Source organism: Bacillus sp. GM2, assembly GCF_056155945.1.
Genome location: NZ_JBRKSZ010000007.1, coordinates 651,050 through 672,118, shown reverse-complemented (window position 1 = coordinate 672,118; position 21,069 = coordinate 651,050). Strand labels below are relative to the sequence as shown.

Genomic DNA, 21,069 nt, shown 5'->3' with positions numbered 1-21,069 from the left:
AAAAAGCAACGAGAGAATTCCCTCATTGCTTTAACCAACAAAAATGCCGATGATCTTAAACAACGAGATAGCTCTCCAAGAAATGATTTCTTGACAGCCTCACATTTATTCAATGTAAAGCCAGCAGGAAAAACGAGTGGATTTTTCCCCGCTTCGGCGACGCTCCCCTTTCGGCTTTCTTCATCGGAATCCATCTTCCTCATCAAGCCTACTCTTGAAGTTCGCACCTCTATCTTCACCATATCACACGATCTTATTATGAAATTAGTACAAATTCTATCAGATTCTTTTTAAAAGTTCAACATTATTTTTTCAATGCCTCTTCGATCAGCTGCGCCGTTTTCAGAGGTATGCCGAGCTTGCGGATATCTTCGGCGCTCGCTTCCTTCATTTTCTTAACGGAACCGAAATGTTTTAACAGCAGTTTTTTCCGCTGTTCGCCGACGCCCGGTATGCCGTCCAGCACCGATTGAAATGCGCTTTTTCCCCTGAGCTGCCTGTGGAAGCTGATCGCAAACCTGTGCACTTCGTCCTGAATGCGCTGAAGCAGGTAAAATTCCTGGCTGTTCCGCTCAAGCTGGACGATCTCAAGGGGATCGCCGATCAAAAGGTTGGATGTTCTGTGCTTATCGTCTTTCACCAGACCGGCAACAGGGACATCGAGACCCAGTTCATTTTCCAGAACGTCAAGGGCGGCAGACACCTGCCCCTTTCCGCCGTCGATCAAAATTAAATCAGGCAGCGGCAGATTCTCTTTCAGCACCCTTGTATATCTTCTTCTGATGACTTCGCGCATTGATCCGTAGTCGTCAGGACCTTCAACCGTCTTGATCTTATATTTGCGGTACTCTTTTTTATGCGGTTTTCCATCGAGAAATACAACCATGGCCGAAACAGGGTCCGTTCCTTGAATATTTGAGTTATCAAACGCTTCAATTCTGTATGGCGTGTAGATGTCCAGCGCTTTTCCGAGCTTTTCAATCGCGCCGATCGTCCGCTCTTCATCCCGTTCAATGAGCGAAAACTTCTCCTTCAAAGCGAGCTTTGCATTTTTATGGGCAAGGAGCAGCAGGTCTTTTTTCGCTCCTCTTTTCGGCTGGCGCACATTCACGTCCAAAAGCTCCTCAATCATGTCCTTGTCGACGCTGTCAGGCACCAAAATTTCCTTCGGAAGAAAATGGTTGTTTTTGGAGTAAAATTGCCCGATGAATGTCAGAAATTCCTCGTCTGCTTCCCTGTATAAAGGAAACATGCTGACATCTCTTTCAATCAATTTGCCCTGCCTGATGAAGAAGACCTGGACGCACATCCAGCCCTTGTCATACGAATAGGCAAATACATCGCGGTCAACCATGTCATTCAGCATCATTTTCTGTTTTTCCATCGTTGACTCGATATGGGCAATTTGATCGCGGAATTCTTTCGCCCGTTCAAACTGCAGGTTTTCCGAGGCTTCGAGCATTTTTGCTTCAAGCTCTTTCTTCACTTCATTGTAGCCGCCTTTTAAAAAGCGGGTAATTTCTTCTGTGAGCTGTCTGTTTGTCTCTTCAGACACATCATATACGCATGGCGCCAGACATTGTCCGAGATGATAGTACAAACAGACGCGGTCAGGCAGCTTGGCGCACTTTCTGAGCGGATAGAGGCGGTCCAGCAGCTTTTTTGTTTCCCTCGCAGCCTGGACATTGGGGTACGGCCCGAAATAGCGGCCTTTGTCTTTTTTGACCTTCCTTGTGACAATCAGCTTCGGATGCCGCTCGTTCGTGATTTTAATGAACGGGTAGCTTTTATCATCTTTAAGCATCACGTTATATTTCGGGTCGTACTTTTTGATTAAATTCATTTCAAGAATGAGCGCTTCGATGTTCGAGGATGTGACAATGTATTCGAAGTCTTCAATTTCACTGACAAGACGCTGTGTTTTGGCATCATGGGACCCGCTGAAATAGGAGCGGACCCTGTTTTTTAAGATTTTCGCTTTCCCGACGTAGATGACGGTATCCTGCCTGTCTTTCATCAAGTAGCAGCCAGGCTGATCCGGAAGAAGGGCCAGCTTTTCTTTGATTTTTTTGTTCATCAAAAATCCTTCCTTATTTCGGCGTTTTTCCTTCATTTAAGTTTACCATGACCGACCGTACGTTCGCCACAAATGGAGAAAGAAGATGACTTGTAAGAAAAAAGCGATCCCTTTGGAATCGCCTTTTTCACAGGTTTCTATTTTACAAATGTTTGTTGACCAGTTCTTCAAGCGCTTCTTTCGGTTTAAAGCCGACAGATGTTTCGACCACTTCGCCGTCTTTTAGTACGAGGAGAGTCGGGATGCTCATCACGCCGTATTTGCCGGCAGTTTCTTGGTTTTCGTCAACATCGATTTTTACGATTTTCAGTTTGTCTCCCATTTCTTGATCAAGCTCTTCAAGTACCGGCGCGATCATTTTACAAGGTCCGCACCAAGGAGCCCAAAAGTCGGCAAGAACTACGCCTTCGCTTGTTTCAGATGAGAATGTTTGATCAGTTGCTTTTACGATAGCCATTCTTTCATTCCTCCAATTGTGAAATTATGCTTTTTAGTATAGCATCTCCCTTTGGTTCACGCTAACATAATGCTTGATTATACGTTTCCCTATCTGCACAGTTTTACACATCGGGATTTTAGCCTTTCTGAAAATGTCCATATCCCATGTTATTTTGCAGAAGGCGGAAATGTGCCTATGTCAAAAGCCGGCCATTTCAGGCCGGCTTTTGATCATGTGCTGACGCTCAGCTTTTTAAATTCCTCCGTGAGCAGCGGAACGATTTCAAATAAGTCGCCGACGATCCCGTAGTCGGCAATTTTAAATATATCAGCTTCCGGATCTTTGTTGATGGCAACGATGATTTTGCTGTTTGACATCCCTGCGAGGTGCTGAATCGCTCCTGAAATGCCGCAGGCAATATATAAGTCAGGTGTCACAACTTTGCCGGTCTGGCCGATTTGAAGCGAATAGTCGCAGTAGTCTGCGTCACAGGCTCCCCTTGAAGCGCCGACCGCCCCGCCCAATACATCGGCGAGCTCCTGCAGCGGTTTAAAGCCTTCCTCGCTTTTGACGCCGCGACCGCCGGCTACGATAATTTTCGCTTCAGACAAATCGACGCCCTCGGACGTTTTTTTGACAATGTCCTTGATGACCGTTCTGATGTCCCGAATATCTGCTTCGATGCTTTCGACCGCTCCTGTCCGCGTCTCATCTTTGTCAAGCGGGGCGATATTATTCGGTCTGATCGTTGCAAAAATCGTTTCATCTTCGGAAATGATCCGTTCAAACGCTTTGCCCGAGTAAATCGGCCTTGTAAACACGATGTTGCCGCCGGCCACTTCGACATCGACGGCATCCGATATCAGCCCTGTTCCCATACGGGCTGAAAGCTTCGGCGACAAGTCTTTTCCCATTGACGTATGTCCGAAAATGATGACGTCCGGATTCTCGCGTTCTATGATCGGCAACAAGGCTTGAACATAGCCGTCAGACGTATAGTTTTTCAAGAGCGGGTTTTCGGCTGTAAGCACTCTGTCAGCGCCGTAATGGATCAGTTCTGCCGCATGACTTGAAACGCTTTCACCGAACAGTACGCCGATCACCTCTCCCCCTTCGGCAACCGTTTTTCCTGCGGCTATCGCTTCGAAAGTCACATTCCTCAACGAACCGTCTCTGAACTCTCCCAATACGATAACTTTTTTGCTCATGTCCATTTCCCCCTGTATTTTAATGACCGTGTTATTTCTCCCTTCGGCTTCATACGACCTTTGCTTCGCTTCTCAGCAGTGATACAAGTTCTGCCGCCTGCTGCTCCGGCTCCCCTTCAAGGATTTTCCCGGCTTCTTTTTTCGGAGGCAGGAACCGTTCGATCGTTTTTGTTTTCGCAGCCACGTCTTCTTCGTCGATGTCGAGATCATCAAGCTCAAGCTCCTCGAGAGGCTTTTTCTTTGCCTTCATGATTCCCGGAAGAGACGGATAACGCGGCTCGTTCAACCCCTGCTGTGCAGTCGCTACGATTGGAAGCGATGTTTGGATCACTTCAAGATCGCCCTCGGCGTCGCGTTCCGCTTCAACATCTCCGCCGTTTACCGTCAGCTTTGTAATCGTCGTAATACAAGGAATGCCCAGCAGTTCGGCCAAACGAGGCGCAACCTGTCCCGATCCCCCGTCGATCGCCACATTCCCGCCGAGTATAATGTCGTACTCGCGGTCTTTCAAATAGTTGTAAAGGATGGCTGAAGCCGTATATTGGTCCGCTTCTTCCACGTCGTCTTCAATGTTGATCAGAACGGCTTTGTCGCACCCCATCGCCAGAGCCGTCCTGAGTTCTTTTTCAGCTTCTTCCTCGCCGACTGTCACGACCGTAATTTCACCGCCGTGCTTCTCTTTCAACTGGAGCGCTTCTTCAATGGCGTACTCATCGTACGGATTGATGATGAATTCCGCTCCGTCCGTGTTGATTTCCCCTTGTTCGATCTGAATTTTCTCCTCTGTATCAAACGTGCGCTTCATTAAGACATAAATGTTCATGTTCTGTTCATCCCCTTTGTTTTCACGTTTGTTATTTCCCTTTAAAATGCGGCTTCCGCTTTTCAAGAAATGCCTGAATCCCTTCCTTCGCATCCTCGGATTGGAACACTTCGCCGAAGTATTTCCCTTCTAGCTTGAGGCCTCCTTCATACGAATACACTTTGCTCGAATTCAGGAGTTCAATGACATAAGCCATCGTCTGCGGACTTTTTTCAGCGAATTTTTGTGCGAGCTCTTTTGCCTTTTGCAGCACTTCTTCTTCATTCGCCGCCAAAATCGTGACAAGACCGTATTCAAAAGCTTCCTTGCCGGATATCGGCTCTGATGTCCCGATCATTTCAAGCGCTTTGGCGGTGCCCACATACTTGGGAAGGCGCTGCGTTCCCGCAAAGCCGGGAATGATTCCGAGATTCAGTTCGGGAAGGCCGAGCTTTGCGCTTTCCTCGGCAATCCGGATGTGGCATGCCATCGCTAGCTCAAGACCGCCTCCAAGAGCGGCCCCGTGAATCGCGGCGATCACCGGTTTTGGAAAAGATTCTACTTTTTCGAAAATCTGCTGGCCCTTATCAGCCAAATTTGCATAATCAGACCCGTCCATCAATGATGTAAACTCTTTAATATCAGCGCCTGCCGAGAAAAATCTTCCTTCCCCGTGAATAACGACGCTTCTGACATCCTGACGTTCTGAAAGTTCATCAAGGCATGCCGAAAGATCTTCAAGCACTTGCGTCGATAGCGCATTTGCCGGCGGGTGCTGAATCGTAATGGTCGCAACATGGCCGTCTACGGCGTATGATAATGCTGCCATTTTTATTCCTCCTCCTTCGTCTTTTGGCTGCTGAACCCGTGGATCAGCAATTCATGAATGCTGTCTGCCAGGTTTGGGAGATCGTATTTTTGATCATTCATCACCCAGGTTGTAACCGTCTCATCCACCGTACCGAAAATCATCTGCTTCGCAAGGCGGACGTCAAGCGTGCTTTTAAATTCTCCAGCTTCTTTTCCTTCGGTGATGATGTCTTCCAGGATCGTTAAGTACCCTTTGAGAATCTCATTGATTTTCAGCCTCAGCTCAAGATTCGACTGCCTCAGCTCAAGCTGGGTGACAATCGCGAGGTGGCGATCGCTGCTGAGCAGTTCAAAGTGCTTTTTGATGAACAGCGAAAGCTTTTCTGTCGCCGAATTTTTCGCTGTCATTTCTTCGCTCATCTGCTCGATAAACTGTCCCATTTTCTCTTTGAATAATGAGATGAGAATGTCTTCTTTGTTTTTAAAATAAAGATAAATGGTGCCGTCCGCCACCCCGGCCTGCTTGGCGATTTTTGAAACCTGCGCCTGATGGTATCCGTTTTCTGCAATCACAATGACAGCTGCGTCGATAATCTGCATATACTTTGGTCTCTTTTGTTTCAATTGGCTTCGTTCCTTTCAAATTAATGAATGAATACTCATTCATGAGTTAATCGTAAATAAAAATGGACGCTTTGTCAAGAAGCTAAAAGTAAATCGCATCACAAAAGCATGCCGTCAAAATCGACGGCAGACTTTTCTTTTTCAGACGCCGGTCTTTTCCTCTTGAACGAGCGCTCTTCTTAAAATCTTTCCGACCGCCGTTTTCGGAAGTTCGTCCCTGAACTCGTATACTTTTGGCACTTTATAAGGAGCGAGACGCGATCTGGCATATTCGTCCAATTCCTTCTCCGTTATTGTAACATGATCTTTCAGCACAACAAAAGCCTTAACCGTTTCCCCCCTGTATTCATCAGGGATGCCGGCAACGACCGCCTCCTGAACTGCTTCATGCTCGTAGAGCACTTCTTCGATTTCGCGCGGGTAGATGTTGTATCCCCCGGCAATGATCACGTCTTTTTTGCGGTCGACGATATAAAAGAAGCCGTCTTTATCCATGTAGCCGATGTCTCCGGTAAAAAACCAGCCGTCCCTTAGACTCTGAGCGGTTTCTTCATCATTGTTCCAGTAGCCTTTCATCACCTGCGGTCCTTTGACGGCGATTTCTCCATGCTCATAAGGCCCGAGAAAACCGCCGGTTTCTTCCGAATAGATAGCAGCGTCTGTACCAGGCCAAGGACACCCGATACTGCCCGCTTTATTCAAATCCCAAATAAAATTGGCGTGAGTGACCGGCGACGTTTCAGACATTCCATAACCTTCGACAAGCCTTCCGCCCGTCACCTTTTCAAACTGCTGTTTGACTTCAACAGGAAGCGCCGCAGATCCGCTCAAACAGCTCTTAATCGATGACAGATCGTATTGGTGAAGGTCGGGATGGTTCAACAGGGCGATATAAATCGTCGGCGCCCCCGGAAATATCGTCGGCTTTTCTTTATCGATCGTTTTCAGCGCTGCGCGCGCGTCAAATCTCGGCAGCAGGATCATTTCATACCCCTGCCTGATCGTGAAATTCAAGACGGCCGTCATTCCGTAGACGTGAAAAAACGGAACGATCCCCAGCACCTTCTCCTCCCCTTTATTCAATTGATAAAACCAGGCGGCGCACATCTCCATGTTGGCTAGTATGTTGCGGTGGCTGAGCATGACGCCTTTTGGCGTGCCTGTCGTTCCTCCGGTATACTGCAGGACGGCAATGTCGTGGGCCGGATCAATTTCAATACCGGGCGGTCCGCTTGGAACGGGGCGTTTCATGATGGTGCGGAAAAGGTGGGTCGTCTCATTTTCATTGATCTCAACGGACATTTGATTCTCTTTTTTTTGAACGATCGGGTACAGCAGATTTTTAGGGAAAGGCAGGTAATCTTTTATGCTTGTCGCAATGATGTGCCCAATGCTTGTTAGCGCTTTCATTTTATATGCCGCCGGGTACAGCATGTCGAGCGTAATGATGATGGTTGCCCCGCTGTCATGAAGCAGATGTTCAAGCTCCCTTTCCGTATACAGCGGATTTGTCTGGACGACGATGCCGCCGGAGAAAAGAACGCCGTAATACGCGATAACCGCCTGCGGGCAGTTCGGCAGCATGATCGATACTCTGTCTCCTTTTTGAATGCCGAGCGACAGCAGGTAATCTGCCATTTTTAAAGCATCCTCGTAAACTTCCCGGTACGAACGTTTTTTTCCGAGAAAATGAATCGCTGTTTTTTCTGAAAACTGCTGGGCGGATTGTTGCAGGATGGAATGGAGTGTTTGATCTTCAAATTGCAGCTCGTGAGGAATTTGTTCGGGATAATGACGCAGCCACGGTTTTTCAGTCGGCATAAGCTCCCCCCTTTTAAACAATATATTCTTGATTTGAGTATATCAAAACAATATTCAGAAAGTAATGATATTTTTTCATTTTTAAAAAGGCGCCCTTTTTTAGGACACCTTTTTCAAGCATAAAAGATCATATAAATCAGGCCGATAACCACAAATACCCCAGCTGTAAAAAACAGGACTTTCGCTAATTTCTCCATGTTGATCCCCTTTAGATACCCGAAGCCACGACAAATGACAGGCCTACTGAAATGACGAATGAAATGAAGCCGACTGCGCGGTTGTCGTTTTCAATCTCCTTGTCAATTTTAAAGCGCGGCGTCAGAAATTCAAAAATGAAGTAGCCGATCAAAAGCAGGATAAAACCGAACAGCCCCCACCCCATCATTTGCAGCAGGGAATTATGCTGGCTGATCGATTTTTGCAGCACGTTGGCGATGCCTAAAATTTTTCCGCCTGTTGCCATCGCAACCGCCATGTTTCCTTTTTGAATCTCCTCCCAATTTTTATACGTGGTGACGAGTTCAAACACAGATAAAAATATCACAAGACACAAAACGGAAACACTGTAGTACGCGGCGATTTCCACAAGGTTGTTCTCCCAAAACTCTTTCATCCTTTTAGACTCCCTTTATTATTTTAATTCGACAATGGTGACTCCTGATCCTCCCTCTCCCGCTTCGCCGAACCGGGAGTTTTTCACATTGCGGTGGAATTTCAATAGGTCCTGGACGCCTTTTCGGAGGGCGCCGGTTCCTTTTCCGTGAATGATCGAGACTCTCGGATAGCCCGCAAGCACCGCATCATCCAAGTATTTTTCAACCCGGTGAAGCGCATTTTCATACCGCTCCCCCCTAAGGTCGAGTTCGAGCGAGACGTGATAATCTTTCCCTTTGACGGCGGCGATCGTTTTTTGTTTCTCGGGTTCGGGTGCCGATTTCAGGAATTCCAGATCCTTTTCCTTGACCTTCATTTTCAGGATGCCGATTTGCACATTCCATTCGGCCGCACCCGTTTTTTCGAGCAGCGTCCCTTTTTGGCCAAAGGTTAAAACTTTGACTTCATCGCCCGGTTTTAATTCGCGCTTGTCCGTTTTTTTCTGAGCCGGCTTTTTCGCTTTTTCAAACGAAGGCACGGCTTCTTCAAGGCGCTTTTTCGCCTCGATCAGCTCATGGTCTTTAAATGCTTTATGGTCTTCTTTGATCATGCGGAGCGACTGGATGATGTCGTCTGCTTCTTTCATCGCTGCTTTGACTTTTTCAGCCGCTTTTTGCTCCGCTTCTTCGTAGAGCTTGTCTTTTTTCTCCTGCCATTCGCTGATCTGCTGCTGCAGGTCGCGGTGAAGGGCTTCAGCTTCCGCGCGGATGGCTTCGGTCTCCTTGAGCTCCGCTTCTGCGCGCTTTTTGCTGTCTTCCAGCGATGCGATCATCGTATCAACTTCATTATGTTCGGCCGTCATCTCCGCTTTTGCGCGGCCGATCAGGTAATCAGGCAGCCCGAGGCGCTTCGAGATTTCGAACGCATTGCTTCGGCCGGGCACTCCGATTAAAAGCTTGTATGTCGGTGATAGTGTATCGATATCAAATTCGACGCTTGCATTAATGACATTTTCGCGATTGTAGCCGTATGCCTTCAGCTCCGGGTAATGGGTCGTGGCAATGACGCGTGCGCCTGTCTGGCACACCTCATCAAGGATGCTGATCGCAAGGGCCGCGCCTTCCTGCGGGTCTGTTCCGGCACCGAGCTCGTCAAAAAGCACAAGGCTGTTTTCCGTCATGTCTTTCAAAATATCGACGATGTTGACCATATGCGACGAGAACGTACTTAAGCTTTGTTCGATTGACTGTTCATCGCCGATATCGGCAAATACTTGATCAAATACGGCGGTCTCTGATCCTTCTTCCGCCGGTACGTGCAATCCCGACTGCGCCATCATGGTCAAAAGCCCGAGCGTTTTGAGCGTCACCGTTTTCCCCCCCGTGTTCGGGCCCGTGATGACAATTGTCGTATACTCTCCGCCGAGCTCAATATCATTCGGAACGACCTCATCCAGGGGCAAAAGCGGGTGGCGGGCTTGAATCAGGCGGACATAGCCGTCAGCGTTGACAGCCGGTTTAACCGCTTTTGTCGCTTTTGCATATTTTGCTTTTGCAAAAATAAAGTCCAGCGTCTGAAGCACTTTGACATCGTGAAAGAGCTCATTTGTGTGCTCTGCCGTCTTTTCTGTCAGGACGCGCAAAATCCGTTCAATCTCCTGTTTTTCGTTTACTTTTGCCTGGCGAAGCGCATTGTTCATATCGACAATCGCCTGAGGCTCGATAAACAATGTCGCACCGGAAGAAGACTGATCGTGCACGATTCCTCCGTAGCTTGATCTGTACTCCTGTTTGACAGGGATGACGAAGCGGTCGTTGCGAATCGTGATGATCGTATCCGACAGCATTTTTTGCGCAGATGAAGAACGCAGCATCGATTCCAGCCGGTCCCTGATTCTTGATTCAAGCGTCCGCAGCTGGGTCCTGATTCCCCTTAACGTCTCTGATGCATGATCAAGCACTTCCCCATGATCATCGATGCACGAATTGATGTCCCTTTCCAATTCGGAAAGCGGTATGAGCTTTTCTGCATATTGATGAAGATAAGGAATCTCAACCCCGTCTTCGAACAGGCCTTCAAGAAAGTGCTTCATCTGTTTTGCTGCGTATAGCAGACCCGATATTTCAGTCAATTCCGCCGGGCTTAAAATGCTGCCGATTTCTGCCCTTCTTAACGCTTTTCTAATGTCCGTAAGGCCGCCGAAAGGGGCGCTTCCTTTTAAACGCAGGACGGTTCCTGCTTCATCGACTTCTTCCTGCAGCTTTTTAACTTCTTCGAGCGAACGGGAAGGTTTGAGTTCCAAAAGCATTTCCTTCCCCAAAGAAGATGCCGCATGCTCTGTGAGCTGTTCTTTTACTTTATGAAATTCAAGTGCTGATAGCGCTTTTTGCTGCAACGTCCATTAAACCTCCTTAAGATCGATGGCGCGACAAAAATGCCTGGACTTCTTCAAAGGAGCGGGTGTTTAATACATTGGCCTTTGGCGTCCATCCTTTTCTCGCTGCCGTAACGCCCGTTTTCATATCATCAAGCATCGCTGTGTTGTGGGCATCCGTATTAATAACGAGTGTCACTCCGGCAGCATTCGCTTTGATCAAGTGCTCCATTCTGAGATCGAGCCGCGCTGGATTTGCGTTCAGCTCCAATGCTGTATTCGTTTTTTTCGCAAGTTCGATCAGCTGGTCAATATCGACTTCATACCCCGCCCTTCTTCCGATCAGACGGCCGGTCGGATGAGCGATAATGTCAACGTGCTGATTCAGCAGCGCGGTTTCAAGCCGCTTCATGATGACATGCTGCGGCTGTGAAAAGCTTGAATGGATGGAAGCAATGACAAGATCCATTTCCGCCAGCAGCTCGTCGTCATAATCCAGTGTTCCGTCAGGCAGGATGTCCATTTCCACGCCTTTAAAAATATGAAAATCGGTAAATTCCTTATTCAGTTCATCAATTTCCTTCGCCTGCATGCGAAGGCGCTCAGGCGTCAAACCGCCTGCGACTTTTAAATATTGGGAATGGTCTGTGATCGCCATATAGCGGTACCCTTTTGCCATGCATGCTTCCGCCATTTCCCTGATCGAAAAAGCACCGTCGCTCCAAGCCGAGTGCATGTGAAGGTCTCCTTGAATATCCTCGGCGGAAACGAGTCCGATGTCAACGCTGTAGTCCTCGACTTCTCTTCCTGTCTCCCGCAGTTCGGGCGGAATAAACGGAAGCCCGAAATGGGCGAAAAACTCTTTTTCGCTTGAGAAAGTTTTAATTTCTCCAGTTTCAACGGTTTCGACGCCGTATTCACTGATTCTTTCGCCTTTTTCTTTGGCAAGCTGGCGCATTTTGATATTGTGGTCTTTTGATCCGGTAAAATGATGAAGCGTCGTTGGGAACTGTTCCTCTGTCACCAGCCGGAAATCCGCACTGATTTCGTATTCAAACGCAAATGTGAGAGACACTTTCGTATCTCCTGCGGCAATGACCTCCTTGATGTTCGAAAGCTTTAAGAGCCCTTCCCGGACAAGTTCCGGATCAGTGACAGCCATAATGTAATCGAGGTCTTTCACCGTTTCTTTGGCGCGGCGCAGGCTTCCGGCCCGTGAAAACTTAATGAGGCCCGGGAGCCCTTCAAGCTGCTCTTCGATGATGTCAGCGACGGCCAAAGCGACCGCGATCGGGTACCGTTCAGGGCGTTTTCCCGCTTCACCCAAAGCCTGCAGGATTTTTTCCTCCGTCTTTTTGCCGAATCCGGCAAGCCCCTGAACCTTTTGCTGTTCGCAGGCCTCTTTTAAAGATGCCGCATCACAGACGCCGAGCTCCTGATACAGCTTGGCGATTTTTTTGCCGCCGAGACCCGGAAGCTTCAAAAGCGGGACAAGTCCTTCCGGAACCTCTTCCTTTAATCGTTCCAGCGTTCCGGATGCTCCCGTGTCCATATATTCCTTGATGACAGCGTATGTGCCTTTGCCGATCCCGGACAGGGACGTCATATCATCGATTTCCGAGAGGCTCCGGTCGTCTTGTTCAAGAGCTGCCGCAGCCTTTCTGAAAGCAGAGATTTTAAACGGGTTGTCCCCTTTTAGTTCCATATATATCGCAATCGTTTCAAGCAATTTGATGATATCTTTTTTATGCATGTTGTTCACCTCTTGTTTCCCCTCGTTCATCCTGCTTCAATCATACAAATTTTTGGCTGATCCTACAACAAACAGGCATATCCGACAGCTTCCGGGGTTCTCAAGAGCCCCGAAAAAAAACTTCCCTACAAACAGAGAAGTTTTTACAAAGATCCGTACTGATGCAGCAGATTGTTTAACATGTTTGATAAAAACGGTGTTTTATGAATGATCAAATCAGCCATGACTGAACCGGCCATCATGCTTTGCAGGACATCAATCGGCAGAAGCGTTCCGATGAACAGAACGACAAACACGAACAGATAGATTTCCGCAAAACCGAGCACGGCTCCGAGTATTTGGTTGATCTGTTTGAGAACCGGTATGCTTGCGACGGCATCCAAAAACGATGCGGCAATTCTCAAAAGGATAATCGTCAGGATAAAGAGAATCAAAAACGCAATCATATTGTAATAAGCGCCTTCAAGGCTTCCGTTTACAAACGCCAGCGCAGCCTGGCCGCCCGTAAAGTCGGGAGACGGAATCCAGCCGAGCTTAGGCGCAAGGTCGCCGTAATAGGTTGCGGCCACAGCGATCGCTGCGATAAACGTAACCAAACGGATAAACTGGCGGATAAACCCTCTTTTGAGTCCAATAAACAAACCGGACAAAAGCAAAATGATAATGATGATATCTAACATCGTGATGTTCAATCCTTTTCTTTTATTTGTCCTTTTAATCTCTCAAGCTCTTCCTTAAGCTTCAAATAATCGTGAACCACATTTACAGCCGTCAAAACGGCCAGTTTATTTATATCAAGATACGGATTTTTTTCGTTGATTTCTCTCATTTTATCATCCACAATCGAGGCAACGTGCCTCATATGGCTCTTGCTCTCATCGCCGACAATTGTGAATTGCTGACCGTAGATGTCAACTGTTGTTTTCGTTTTTTGACCATCAGACAACGTTTCTCCTCCATTCCAATTATGCGAGAATCCTAGTCTATATCATAACATGTTTACAGATTGAATGGAAAGACGAGCCCTCCGCTGTTATGATACACTTATGAAAACAATGATTTAGCGTATTTAAAGCTAATAAAGGAGATTAGAACGTGTCACATTCTGTTTTAAAAGTTCCCCCGTCTGTTATTGAACGGATGCAAAGCCACTACGGGCCTGACATTACTTCACTTTCCGTACAGGGCGCAGTTTTCCAAGCCAAACCCCAAGGGTGCACCATTACAGCATACCGGTCGGGGAAGGTGCTGTTCCAAGGAAAAAACGCGGAAAAGGAAGCGGAGCGCTGGACGGCGGATGCTGAAACACCGGCTCCCAAAAAGCCCGCATCGAAAAAAAGCATCCCGTCCGTCTATCAGCCGCCTGAAGGCATCGGTTCCATGTCTGTGATCGGCTCCGATGAAGTCGGGACAGGCGATTATTTCGGCCCGATCACCGTCGCGTGCGTATACGCTGACAAGGCGAAGCTTCCGCTGTTAAAAGAACTCGGTGTTAAAGACTCGAAAAACTTAAAAGATCCGCAAATCGTTCAGATCGCGCGCGACTTAATCAAGACAGTCCCTTACAGCCTGCTCGTTTTAAGAAACGAAAAGTATAATGAAATGCAGGAAAAAGGGATGAGCCAAGGAAAAATGAAAGCTCTTCTCCACAACCAGGCGATCGGCAACCTTCTCAAAAAATTGGACGGAACCCGGCCTGAAGCGATTTTAATCGACCAGTTCGCCGAACCGGCCGTATACTTCAAGCATCTGGCAGGCAAAACCGCCGTCAAAGAACGTACATATTTCAGCACAAAAGCGGAAGGCATCCATCTTTCAGTTGCAGCAGCCTCGATCATTGCACGCTATTCATTTTTAATGGAAATGGATAAGCTGTCAAAACAAGCCGGCATTACGCTTCCGAAAGGAGCGGGCCCGCTCGTCGATGAAGCGGCGGCAAAGCTGATCAAGAAACACGGCGAAGCAGCGCTCGGTCATTTCACGAAACGCCATTTTGCGAACACACAGAAAGCGGTGCGGCTGGCGTCGAAAAACTGAATACACCAAAAAGCGGGAACTCCTGACTATCAGGGGTTCCCGGCGGTTTTGGCAGGATGCTGAAGATAAATTCACGGATTTCCGGGAAGCAAGGACCTTCCGCTCGGTGTTCACCTGGACATAAATTCCATTCCTTTTGCTGTTTTATCGACCGTCAAACTTGCCTTATGTTTTCTAGTAACTTCAATCCCCACTGAATCACTTTATTTCTTTAATGCTCTCATCACACCATTTAATTAAACTGCTGAACTGACTTTTCCCATAATTAATGGTGAGAAGCCAATATTTAAAATTTGGATTCTCACGTTCTTCGCTTCGGAGCCAATTTTCAAGTACCTCAAAAACATGCAAGGCTTCTTCCAGCTTTCTTTTATGATCCCTTATATGTTGAATAATGCTATCGGTCGGGGCATTGCTGCCAAAGAACACCCTTAACAAAAAGTCATTCTTCTTCAGCATTACTTCATGCTCCATCGGCTGGGACAACCAGTCACATAAAGTTTGTTTTCCTTGTTCAGTAATCATGTACACTTTTTTATCCGGCTTTCCCATTTGTCGTTTTACTTCCATAGAAACATCCTTGCGTTTCAGAAGTTCAGCAAGACTAGGATAAATCTGACCGTAATTTTCATTCCAAAAATAGCTAGTGCTTTTTTCCATATGTTGTTTAATATCATAACCCGTATGAGGACCTAATGTTAGAATGCCTAATACAGCGAACATCGTGTTGGTTTTTCCAGACTGTTTCGCCATCTGATTCCCTCCTCTAAAAAATAATGCATATCCATAAAAAAAGACAGGTATCATTATAATTCATTTCTGCTATGTTTACACCATCAGTCATATATTAAAAAAATATATATTTTTTTAATAATTAGTGTTGACGATGGTTCATATCGGTAGTAAAGTGAAATTTGTGAGAAGCAATCTCATGCAGGAATCGAATTTCGAATCAAGAGAAAGCTTTTTTGCACCCGGTTTTAAAAAGGAGAGAAATAAGAAAATGACTATTATCTCGGTGAATTATTCGGAAAATCGGTTTACACTTGAACACCGACGTCTTTTAGCTGAATCTCTGACAGATGCTGTGCTTGTTCCAGAAGTAGGGCAATTTTGTCCTCCGGCGCGCGAAGGCTTTCAGGTCCACTTTACAGAGCGTCCAACAGACAAAATGGCTATTGGAGGCAAATTGTTATCTGACATACCTGATCATGATGTCATTGTAATTAACTTATTGGTTATGGAGGGTGATTGGCCTAAAAAAGTTCGTAAACAGGTCATAGAAAATATTCTTGCCAGTTTAACCAAAGTTCTTGCAGTTCCAGAGCCATCCCCTTCATGGTGGGTAACTTTCCAAGTCATTGAAGAAGGAAGTTGGGGATCGCGCAGTAGCGTACTTTCGATCCTAGACTTATTGGATTCGGGCGTGTTTGCGGAGGAAAAAATAAAGGCAATCCAGAAAAATATTCAAAATAATTCGTAAAATTTCGTATTACCCATAGCGAAGAAGCGGGGACAAAAATGCGGCAGTATACCGGTAATCATTTGCATTTGGTTTACTGCTGAATTCCTGCTTTGAATGGTCATTTATTAATTATTAGTAAATACCGGGGAGGAGACAAGGTGATTAAAACAAATGACGTTTTTACACTTGAAAGAACTTTCACTGAAAAAGATGTTTTGGAGTTTGGCATTATTTCTGGTGACCAAGGTAAGCACCATGTAGAACCTGATGAAAAAGGACGTCTAATGGTTCACGGTTTACTTACTGCAAGTATAGGGACGAAAATTGGAGGCGACTTTGACTATATCGCCAAAGAATTGGTAAGTGAATTTATTCGTCCGGTTTTTACCGGAGATACCATCACTTGCAAAATCACTCTCACAAATGTTGAACAGTTGCAAGGATTGAAAAGGGTTGAAATGAAAGCGGTATATACTAATCAAAATGGAAAGGAAGTATTAAAAGGAACAAGTCGCGGAATCATTCGAAACTAAACTAAAATGATGTCTTTAAAAAGCCAAAAGAAAAACTAAACATCTTTGAGCTGTGAAAGGCCTTTCGCTAACGAGAGGCCTCCTTATACTTTACCAAGGTAAAAAGGTTTCTCATCAAAAGGTGTGTGAATGCAGAGTGCAGACTTAGTGTATTCATTTCATTCCTCCCATGCGAAAACCTCTGTTTATTTAATTTTGCAACCTATTTCTGATTCAACATTGGCAAAGTCTCCTTTGGCCGTTTCATAAATGTTTTTCCATATTCCGGCTCCTCGGCTTCATAAGCCGCACCGTTAACGCCATCTAAAACGTTGACAGTTACTTTCCCGCATTAAATTTTGCATTTTCGGAACTGTTCACCTGTATCACTCCCTGTCCTATGATAAAAGTGCCCATTATGTGTACCGCAGCTGGAGAAATGTTAATTCCATCTATTTCTTTTTCTGCTTTTCTCTTGTTCCAAAACCACCGGTTTCTGCATATAACCCGTGGTATACGTGACAAACATTTACCGATTGTCCGATGAAACCGTCCTGCTATTCATGCAGACATATACTGTCTCCTTCCCGAAATCCTCTGTCCTGATTTTAAAATTCTTTCAATCACCTTATTTGTCTTTAATTAAAACTCCTTCCGCATTTCGCACAAAGGGCCTTCATATTTTACCGCGGCTAATTTAAGCTAATGCCCTTTTCACTGACTTAATCGATTTACATTTAAAACGAAAAAATGCTTGGATGTGAGATTCCCCTCTTTTCAAAGCCGACTGTGCAGCTTATTTTTGTCAAAGATTCATAGAGTCTGTCGGCTTGTCCATCCTCTATGCAACACAACGTTTGAACAGGCAGCGCCATGTTCCTCCTGACTGTCATTTGCAGCAGGAGAACCTTCTTCAGCCGGCTTGTTTTCTTTTTGTTTAACGATCCAGTTTCTGTCTCTTGATCTTGCTTCTATCCCCGCAGGCATCACAAAGAGACTCAATCTTATCGGAGAATATTGCATTTTATTAGTAAATTAGCAAAACAAAGGCCTATAGATCCGTAAGAAAAACCCTGTCAAACAGCAGATTTTTTGTCGGATTTTAACGAAATTTGTGGTTATATTGAAAGGTTTGTCATAAGAATCTGTGCATATTTTCCTCTTTTTGGATGAAAAGAAGGGATTTCTAGTTAACTAGACGAATCTTTAGTCTGTTAAAAACTAAGGAGGGAATTTTTCAAATGAAAAAACGGTCTTTATTCTTTACTTTATTGCTTTCTGCAAGTTTAATACCCGGGGCGACCGGAGTCGCGGAAACGGGCGGTCATGAGCATACTCATGAAGCAAAAGGGATTCATAAGGAAGCATTGCCTAAACCTAAGGAGGGTTTTAAAGATTTAACCGGCAAAGTTCACATTGAAAAAACAACCAAAACAAAAGTACTGGATGAGAAAGGAAATGAAACGAGTACGATCACATTTAAAAAGAATGTAAACAACGGTAAATTTTCGACTCAGGCAAGCACGGGCAAGCAAAAGATAAGCGTCCTGGCGGTGGCTGATAAGCAGTACCGGCAGAAACACAAAGACTGGAAAACGAGAATCGTCAACATCGTTGAAGAGGCGGACGAAATGTTTAACCGCGACCACGATATTGATTTTGTCGTGGAAGCTGTTGCCCCATGGAGTTCTTCCGGAAGCAATGCCTCTGACATTCTTGACAACCTGGCGGACAAATTCGAAGGACAGCCTTATCAATTCGTAGCCGGCTTTACAGATAACGACAATTTTGAAGCGGGCGGCATCGCTTTTCAATACCCTGTTAAGCCGGACGGTCCCGCTTTCAGCGTCACGTTCGACCTGGGAACGGAAAATACGGCAAAAGCACAAAGACACGAATTTTCTCATAATTTCGGGGTGGAGCATGATCCGCAAGGAAGCGGCATCCGTTGCATTATGAACTACGATTACGCATACACCGTCGATGTCTGGGATGCAGAACACAACAGCCTGATCGAGAAAAATAAAGTTTGGTATCAATAGTTATAAAAAGGCGTCTCCGCATAAAGCGGAGACGCCTTTTTTGTACTGCAGCCGGCCAGTGCCAAATCGGGCTGGGAACCGGTTATCCTCTCAATACAGCCTGATATTTATCTTCCAGCGCTTTTAGCACTTGGTCGTGAACTTTTGTCACTTCTTCTTCAGTCAATGTTTGTTCAGGATTCAAATATTGCAGGCTGAAGGCGACGGATTTCTTGCCTTCTTCCATGTGCTCGCCTTCGTAGACGTCAAAGACATGGACTTCTTTGAGCCATTTGCCGCCTGCTGTTTTGATGACGTCCTCAAGCTGGCCGGCCGCTGTTTCTTTGTCTACAACAAGCGCGATATCCCGGGTAACAGAAGGATACTTCGGAATTGGTGTATACGTGATCTCCGGTACATCCAAGCGAAGGAGCTCGTGCAGGTCCAGCTCAAACACATACGTGTCGCTCAGATCCAGCTCTTTTTCAACTGACGGATGCAGCTGGCCGATGAAGCCGACTAATGAGCCGTTATGCAAAATATTGGCCGTCCGCCCAGGATGAAGCTCTTTTCTTTCAGATTGAGCGAATTCGATGCCTTCGGTGATACCGAGCTTTTCCAACAGACCTTCGACGATGCCTTTGACGACGAAGAAATCAACCGGCTTTTTCTCGCCCTGCCAGAGGTTTTTGTGCCACAGGCCTGTCACGGCTCCGGCGACGTGTTCTTTTTCGACCGGTTTCGTATGTTCTTCGGCTTTCAAGAAAACTGAACCGACCTCATAAAAAGCAGCTGAATCGGCCTGCCGTGCCAGGTTGTATGCGACCGAATCGAGCAGATTAGGAAGCAGGCTGTGCCTCAGCACGCTTCTTTCCTCGCTCATCGGCAGAGAAAGGATCGTTTTAAACGATTTTTCCAATGCGTAAGCCGTTGCTTTTTTATCGTTTGTTAATGAGTATGTGATCGCCTGGGAAAGCCCTGCTCCTTCCAGGAAGCGTCTTACTTTTCTGCGCTTGTCCTGATAAGGTGTCAGTCCGCCCGCAAAGCCTGTTACTTCCGGCAGTGTCGACGGAATGTTGTCATATCCGTACAGTCTTGCGACCTCTTCGATCAAGTCTTCTTCAATCGCAATATCGCCTCTCCTTGACGGAACCGTCACGACCAGCTCCCGTTCAGCGTCTTCAACTGCAAAGCCGAGCCTTTCAAAAATGCTGATCATTTCTTCTTTGCTGATGGACATGCCGAGAACCTTCGACACTTTATCAACGGAAAGGCGGATGACATTCTCTTTGATGTCAAGGTGGTTTTCTTCAACCGTACCTTCCAAGACGGTTCCTCCGGCATACCGGCTGATCAAATCTGCCGCCCGTTCTGCAGCGAGGCGCACCCGTGCAGGATCGATGCCTTTTTCAAAGCGGACACTTGATTCGCTGCGAAGACCGAGGTCCTTTGATGCTTTGCGAACGGTTTGGCCGTTAAAATACGCGGCCTCAAGCAGCACTGTCGCCGTATCTTCGCGGACTTCGGAGTCCGCTCCGCCCATTACGCCTGCGACTGCCTGCGGAAGAGAACCGTTTGTGATGACAAGATGCTCAAGCGCCAATGTTCTTTCTTGTTCGTCAAGCGTCGTTATCGTTTCATTTTCGTACGCTTTGCGGATGACGACCTCTTTTGAGCCGAAGCGGTCATAGTCAAACGCGTGCAGGGGCTGACCGTATTCAAGCAGAACAAAGTTCGTAATATCGACAACATTGTTGTGCGGTCTGATGCCGGCATTGATCAGCTTCGTCTGCATCCAAAGCGGCGACGGGCCGATTTTGACGTCTTTAATGATTTTCGCCGCGTACAAAGGATTGGCTTCTGGATCTTCAATTTTGACGGAAATATAGTCCGCCGCTTTTTCGGCGCCTGTCTGATAAGCCGTCTCAGGAAGCTTGACTTCGCGGCCGAGAATCGCAGCCACTTCATAGGCAACGCCGAGCATGTTCATGGCGTCGGCGCGGTTTGGCGTCAATCCCAGTTCGAGAACCGCATCGTCGAGCGCCAAGCTTTGAAGTGCGTCCGCACCGGTTTCAGCATCATTCGGGAAGACGAAGATGCCTTCCGCATATTCTTTCGGCACAAGCTTGCCTTGAATGCCAAGCTCCTGCAAAGAGCAGATCATGCCGTTAGACACTTCCCCGCGAAGCTTCGCTTTTTTGATTTTAAAATTGCCGGGCAGTACTGCACCAACCGTGGCGACGGCTACTTTTTGCCCTCTGTCCACGTTCGGAGCCCCGCAGATGATCTGGACAGGCTCTTCTTCGCCGATATCAACGAGGCATTTATTCAACTTGTCGGCGTTCGGATGCTGTTCGCGCTCCAGCACATGTCCGATGACAACGCCTTTCATTCCTTCTCCCTTATATTCGATGCCTTCCACTTCAATTCCGCTTCTCGTAATCTTTTCAGCGAGTATCTCGGGAGTCATCCCGTCTAAATCCACGTATTCCTGCAGCCATTTATATGAAACAAACATCACGCGTCCTCCTC

18 protein-coding genes and 1 riboswitch are annotated in these 21,069 nt (G+C 46.7%); of the genes, 4 read left to right on the top strand and 14 right to left on the bottom strand.

The genetic code is table 11. The features are described 5' to 3' along the window. Nucleotides 1-60: 60 nt before the first annotated feature. Nucleotides 61-240: riboswitch (Lysine riboswitch) on the bottom strand. Nucleotides 241-304: 64 nt separating this feature from the next. The 12 genes from uvrC to zapA form a co-directional block, all read right to left on the bottom strand. Further along, nucleotides 305-2,077, bottom strand: a complete 1,773-nt coding sequence (uvrC, locus tag ACVC9U_RS04375) for an excinuclease ABC subunit UvrC (protein ID WP_016885566.1) — start codon at nucleotides 2,075-2,077, stop codon at nucleotides 305-307. A gap of 142 nt (nucleotides 2,078-2,219) precedes the next feature. After that, entirely contained in the window at nucleotides 2,220-2,534 is a 315-nt protein-coding gene (trxA, locus tag ACVC9U_RS04370) for a thioredoxin (protein ID WP_003184189.1), read from the bottom strand. 212 nt (nucleotides 2,535-2,746) lie between these two features. Continuing rightward, the gene (locus tag ACVC9U_RS04365; protein WP_009329334.1) at nucleotides 2,747-3,724 is read right to left on the bottom strand and encodes an electron transfer flavoprotein subunit alpha/FixB family protein; all 978 of its coding nucleotides are present in this window, start codon (nucleotides 3,722-3,724) and stop codon (nucleotides 2,747-2,749) included. Nucleotides 3,725-3,773: 49 nt separating this feature from the next. Beyond that, nucleotides 3,774-4,547: an electron transfer flavoprotein subunit beta/FixA family protein gene (locus ACVC9U_RS04360; protein WP_003184191.1), complete on the bottom strand. Its 774-nt coding sequence runs from the start codon at nucleotides 4,545-4,547 to the stop codon at nucleotides 3,774-3,776. 31 nt (nucleotides 4,548-4,578) lie between these two features. Beyond that, nucleotides 4,579-5,355 carry an enoyl-CoA hydratase gene (locus tag ACVC9U_RS04355; RefSeq protein ID WP_009329335.1) on the bottom strand — a complete coding sequence of 259 codons (777 nt, stop codon included), beginning with the start codon at nucleotides 5,353-5,355 and terminating at the stop codon, nucleotides 4,579-4,581. A 2-nt stretch (nucleotides 5,356-5,357) separates the two neighbouring features. After that, entirely contained in the window at nucleotides 5,358-5,960 is a 603-nt protein-coding gene (locus ACVC9U_RS04350) for a TetR/AcrR family transcriptional regulator (RefSeq protein ID WP_003184196.1), read from the bottom strand. A 141-nt stretch (nucleotides 5,961-6,101) separates the two neighbouring features. Then, nucleotides 6,102-7,781: an AMP-binding protein gene (locus ACVC9U_RS04345; protein WP_061876388.1), complete on the bottom strand. Its 1,680-nt coding sequence runs from the start codon at nucleotides 7,779-7,781 to the stop codon at nucleotides 6,102-6,104. A 208-nt stretch (nucleotides 7,782-7,989) separates the two neighbouring features. Then, nucleotides 7,990-8,394, bottom strand: coding sequence for a DUF350 domain-containing protein (locus tag ACVC9U_RS04340; RefSeq protein ID WP_003184198.1), 405 nt, complete (start codon nucleotides 8,392-8,394; stop codon nucleotides 7,990-7,992). An 18-nt stretch (nucleotides 8,395-8,412) separates the two neighbouring features. Next, nucleotides 8,413-10,770, bottom strand: a complete 2,358-nt coding sequence (locus tag ACVC9U_RS04335; protein ID WP_061576085.1) for an endonuclease MutS2 — start codon at nucleotides 10,768-10,770, stop codon at nucleotides 8,413-8,415. 16 nt (nucleotides 10,771-10,786) lie between these two features. Further along, nucleotides 10,787-12,502: a DNA polymerase/3'-5' exonuclease PolX gene (gene polX, locus ACVC9U_RS04330; RefSeq protein ID WP_003184202.1), complete on the bottom strand. Its 1,716-nt coding sequence runs from the start codon at nucleotides 12,500-12,502 to the stop codon at nucleotides 10,787-10,789. 143 nt (nucleotides 12,503-12,645) lie between these two features. After that, the gene (locus tag ACVC9U_RS04325) at nucleotides 12,646-13,182 is read right to left on the bottom strand and encodes a CvpA family protein (RefSeq protein WP_061576084.1); all 537 of its coding nucleotides are present in this window, start codon (nucleotides 13,180-13,182) and stop codon (nucleotides 12,646-12,648) included. 8 nt (nucleotides 13,183-13,190) lie between these two features. Beyond that, nucleotides 13,191-13,448 carry a cell division protein ZapA gene (gene zapA, locus ACVC9U_RS04320; RefSeq protein ID WP_003184205.1) on the bottom strand — a complete coding sequence of 86 codons (258 nt, stop codon included), beginning with the start codon at nucleotides 13,446-13,448 and terminating at the stop codon, nucleotides 13,191-13,193. Between the two features lie 149 nt (nucleotides 13,449-13,597). On the opposite strand from zapA, the gene rnhC reads away from it, so the two are divergent. Next, the gene (rnhC, locus tag ACVC9U_RS04315; protein ID WP_441390146.1) at nucleotides 13,598-14,539 is read left to right on the top strand and encodes a ribonuclease HIII; all 942 of its coding nucleotides are present in this window, start codon (nucleotides 13,598-13,600) and stop codon (nucleotides 14,537-14,539) included. A gap of 198 nt (nucleotides 14,540-14,737) precedes the next feature. Here the strand turns inward: rnhC and ACVC9U_RS04310 are convergent, their stop codons facing one another. Further along, on the bottom strand, nucleotides 14,738-15,292 hold the full coding sequence (locus ACVC9U_RS04310; protein ID WP_075751997.1) for a PadR family transcriptional regulator: 555 nt from the start codon (nucleotides 15,290-15,292) through the stop codon (nucleotides 14,738-14,740). A 178-nt stretch (nucleotides 15,293-15,470) separates the two neighbouring features. Here ACVC9U_RS04310 and ACVC9U_RS04305 point away from each other — a divergent pair, with 178 nt between their 5' ends. The 3 genes from ACVC9U_RS04305 to ACVC9U_RS04295 all read left to right on the top strand — a co-directional run bounded on the left by ACVC9U_RS04305 (nucleotide 15,471) and on the right by ACVC9U_RS04295 (nucleotide 18,558). After that, on the top strand, nucleotides 15,471-16,022 hold the full coding sequence (locus ACVC9U_RS04305; RefSeq protein WP_237562593.1) for a tautomerase enzyme: 552 nt from the start codon (nucleotides 15,471-15,473) through the stop codon (nucleotides 16,020-16,022). Nucleotides 16,023-16,162: 140 nt separating this feature from the next. Next, nucleotides 16,163-16,537 carry a MaoC/PaaZ C-terminal domain-containing protein gene (locus ACVC9U_RS04300; protein WP_075751996.1) on the top strand — a complete coding sequence of 125 codons (375 nt, stop codon included), beginning with the start codon at nucleotides 16,163-16,165 and terminating at the stop codon, nucleotides 16,535-16,537. A gap of 1,220 nt (nucleotides 16,538-17,757) precedes the next feature. Next, a complete protein-coding gene (locus tag ACVC9U_RS04295) occupies nucleotides 17,758-18,558 on the top strand; it encodes a zinc-dependent metalloprotease (RefSeq protein ID WP_075751995.1) in 801 nt (266 codons plus the stop codon). 82 nt (nucleotides 18,559-18,640) lie between these two features. On the opposite strand, the gene pheT is transcribed toward ACVC9U_RS04295, so the two are convergent. After that, a complete protein-coding gene (gene pheT / locus ACVC9U_RS04290) occupies nucleotides 18,641-21,055 on the bottom strand; it encodes a phenylalanine--tRNA ligase subunit beta (RefSeq protein ID WP_441390145.1) in 2,415 nt (804 codons plus the stop codon). Between the last annotated feature and the right edge of the window lie 14 nt (nucleotides 21,056-21,069).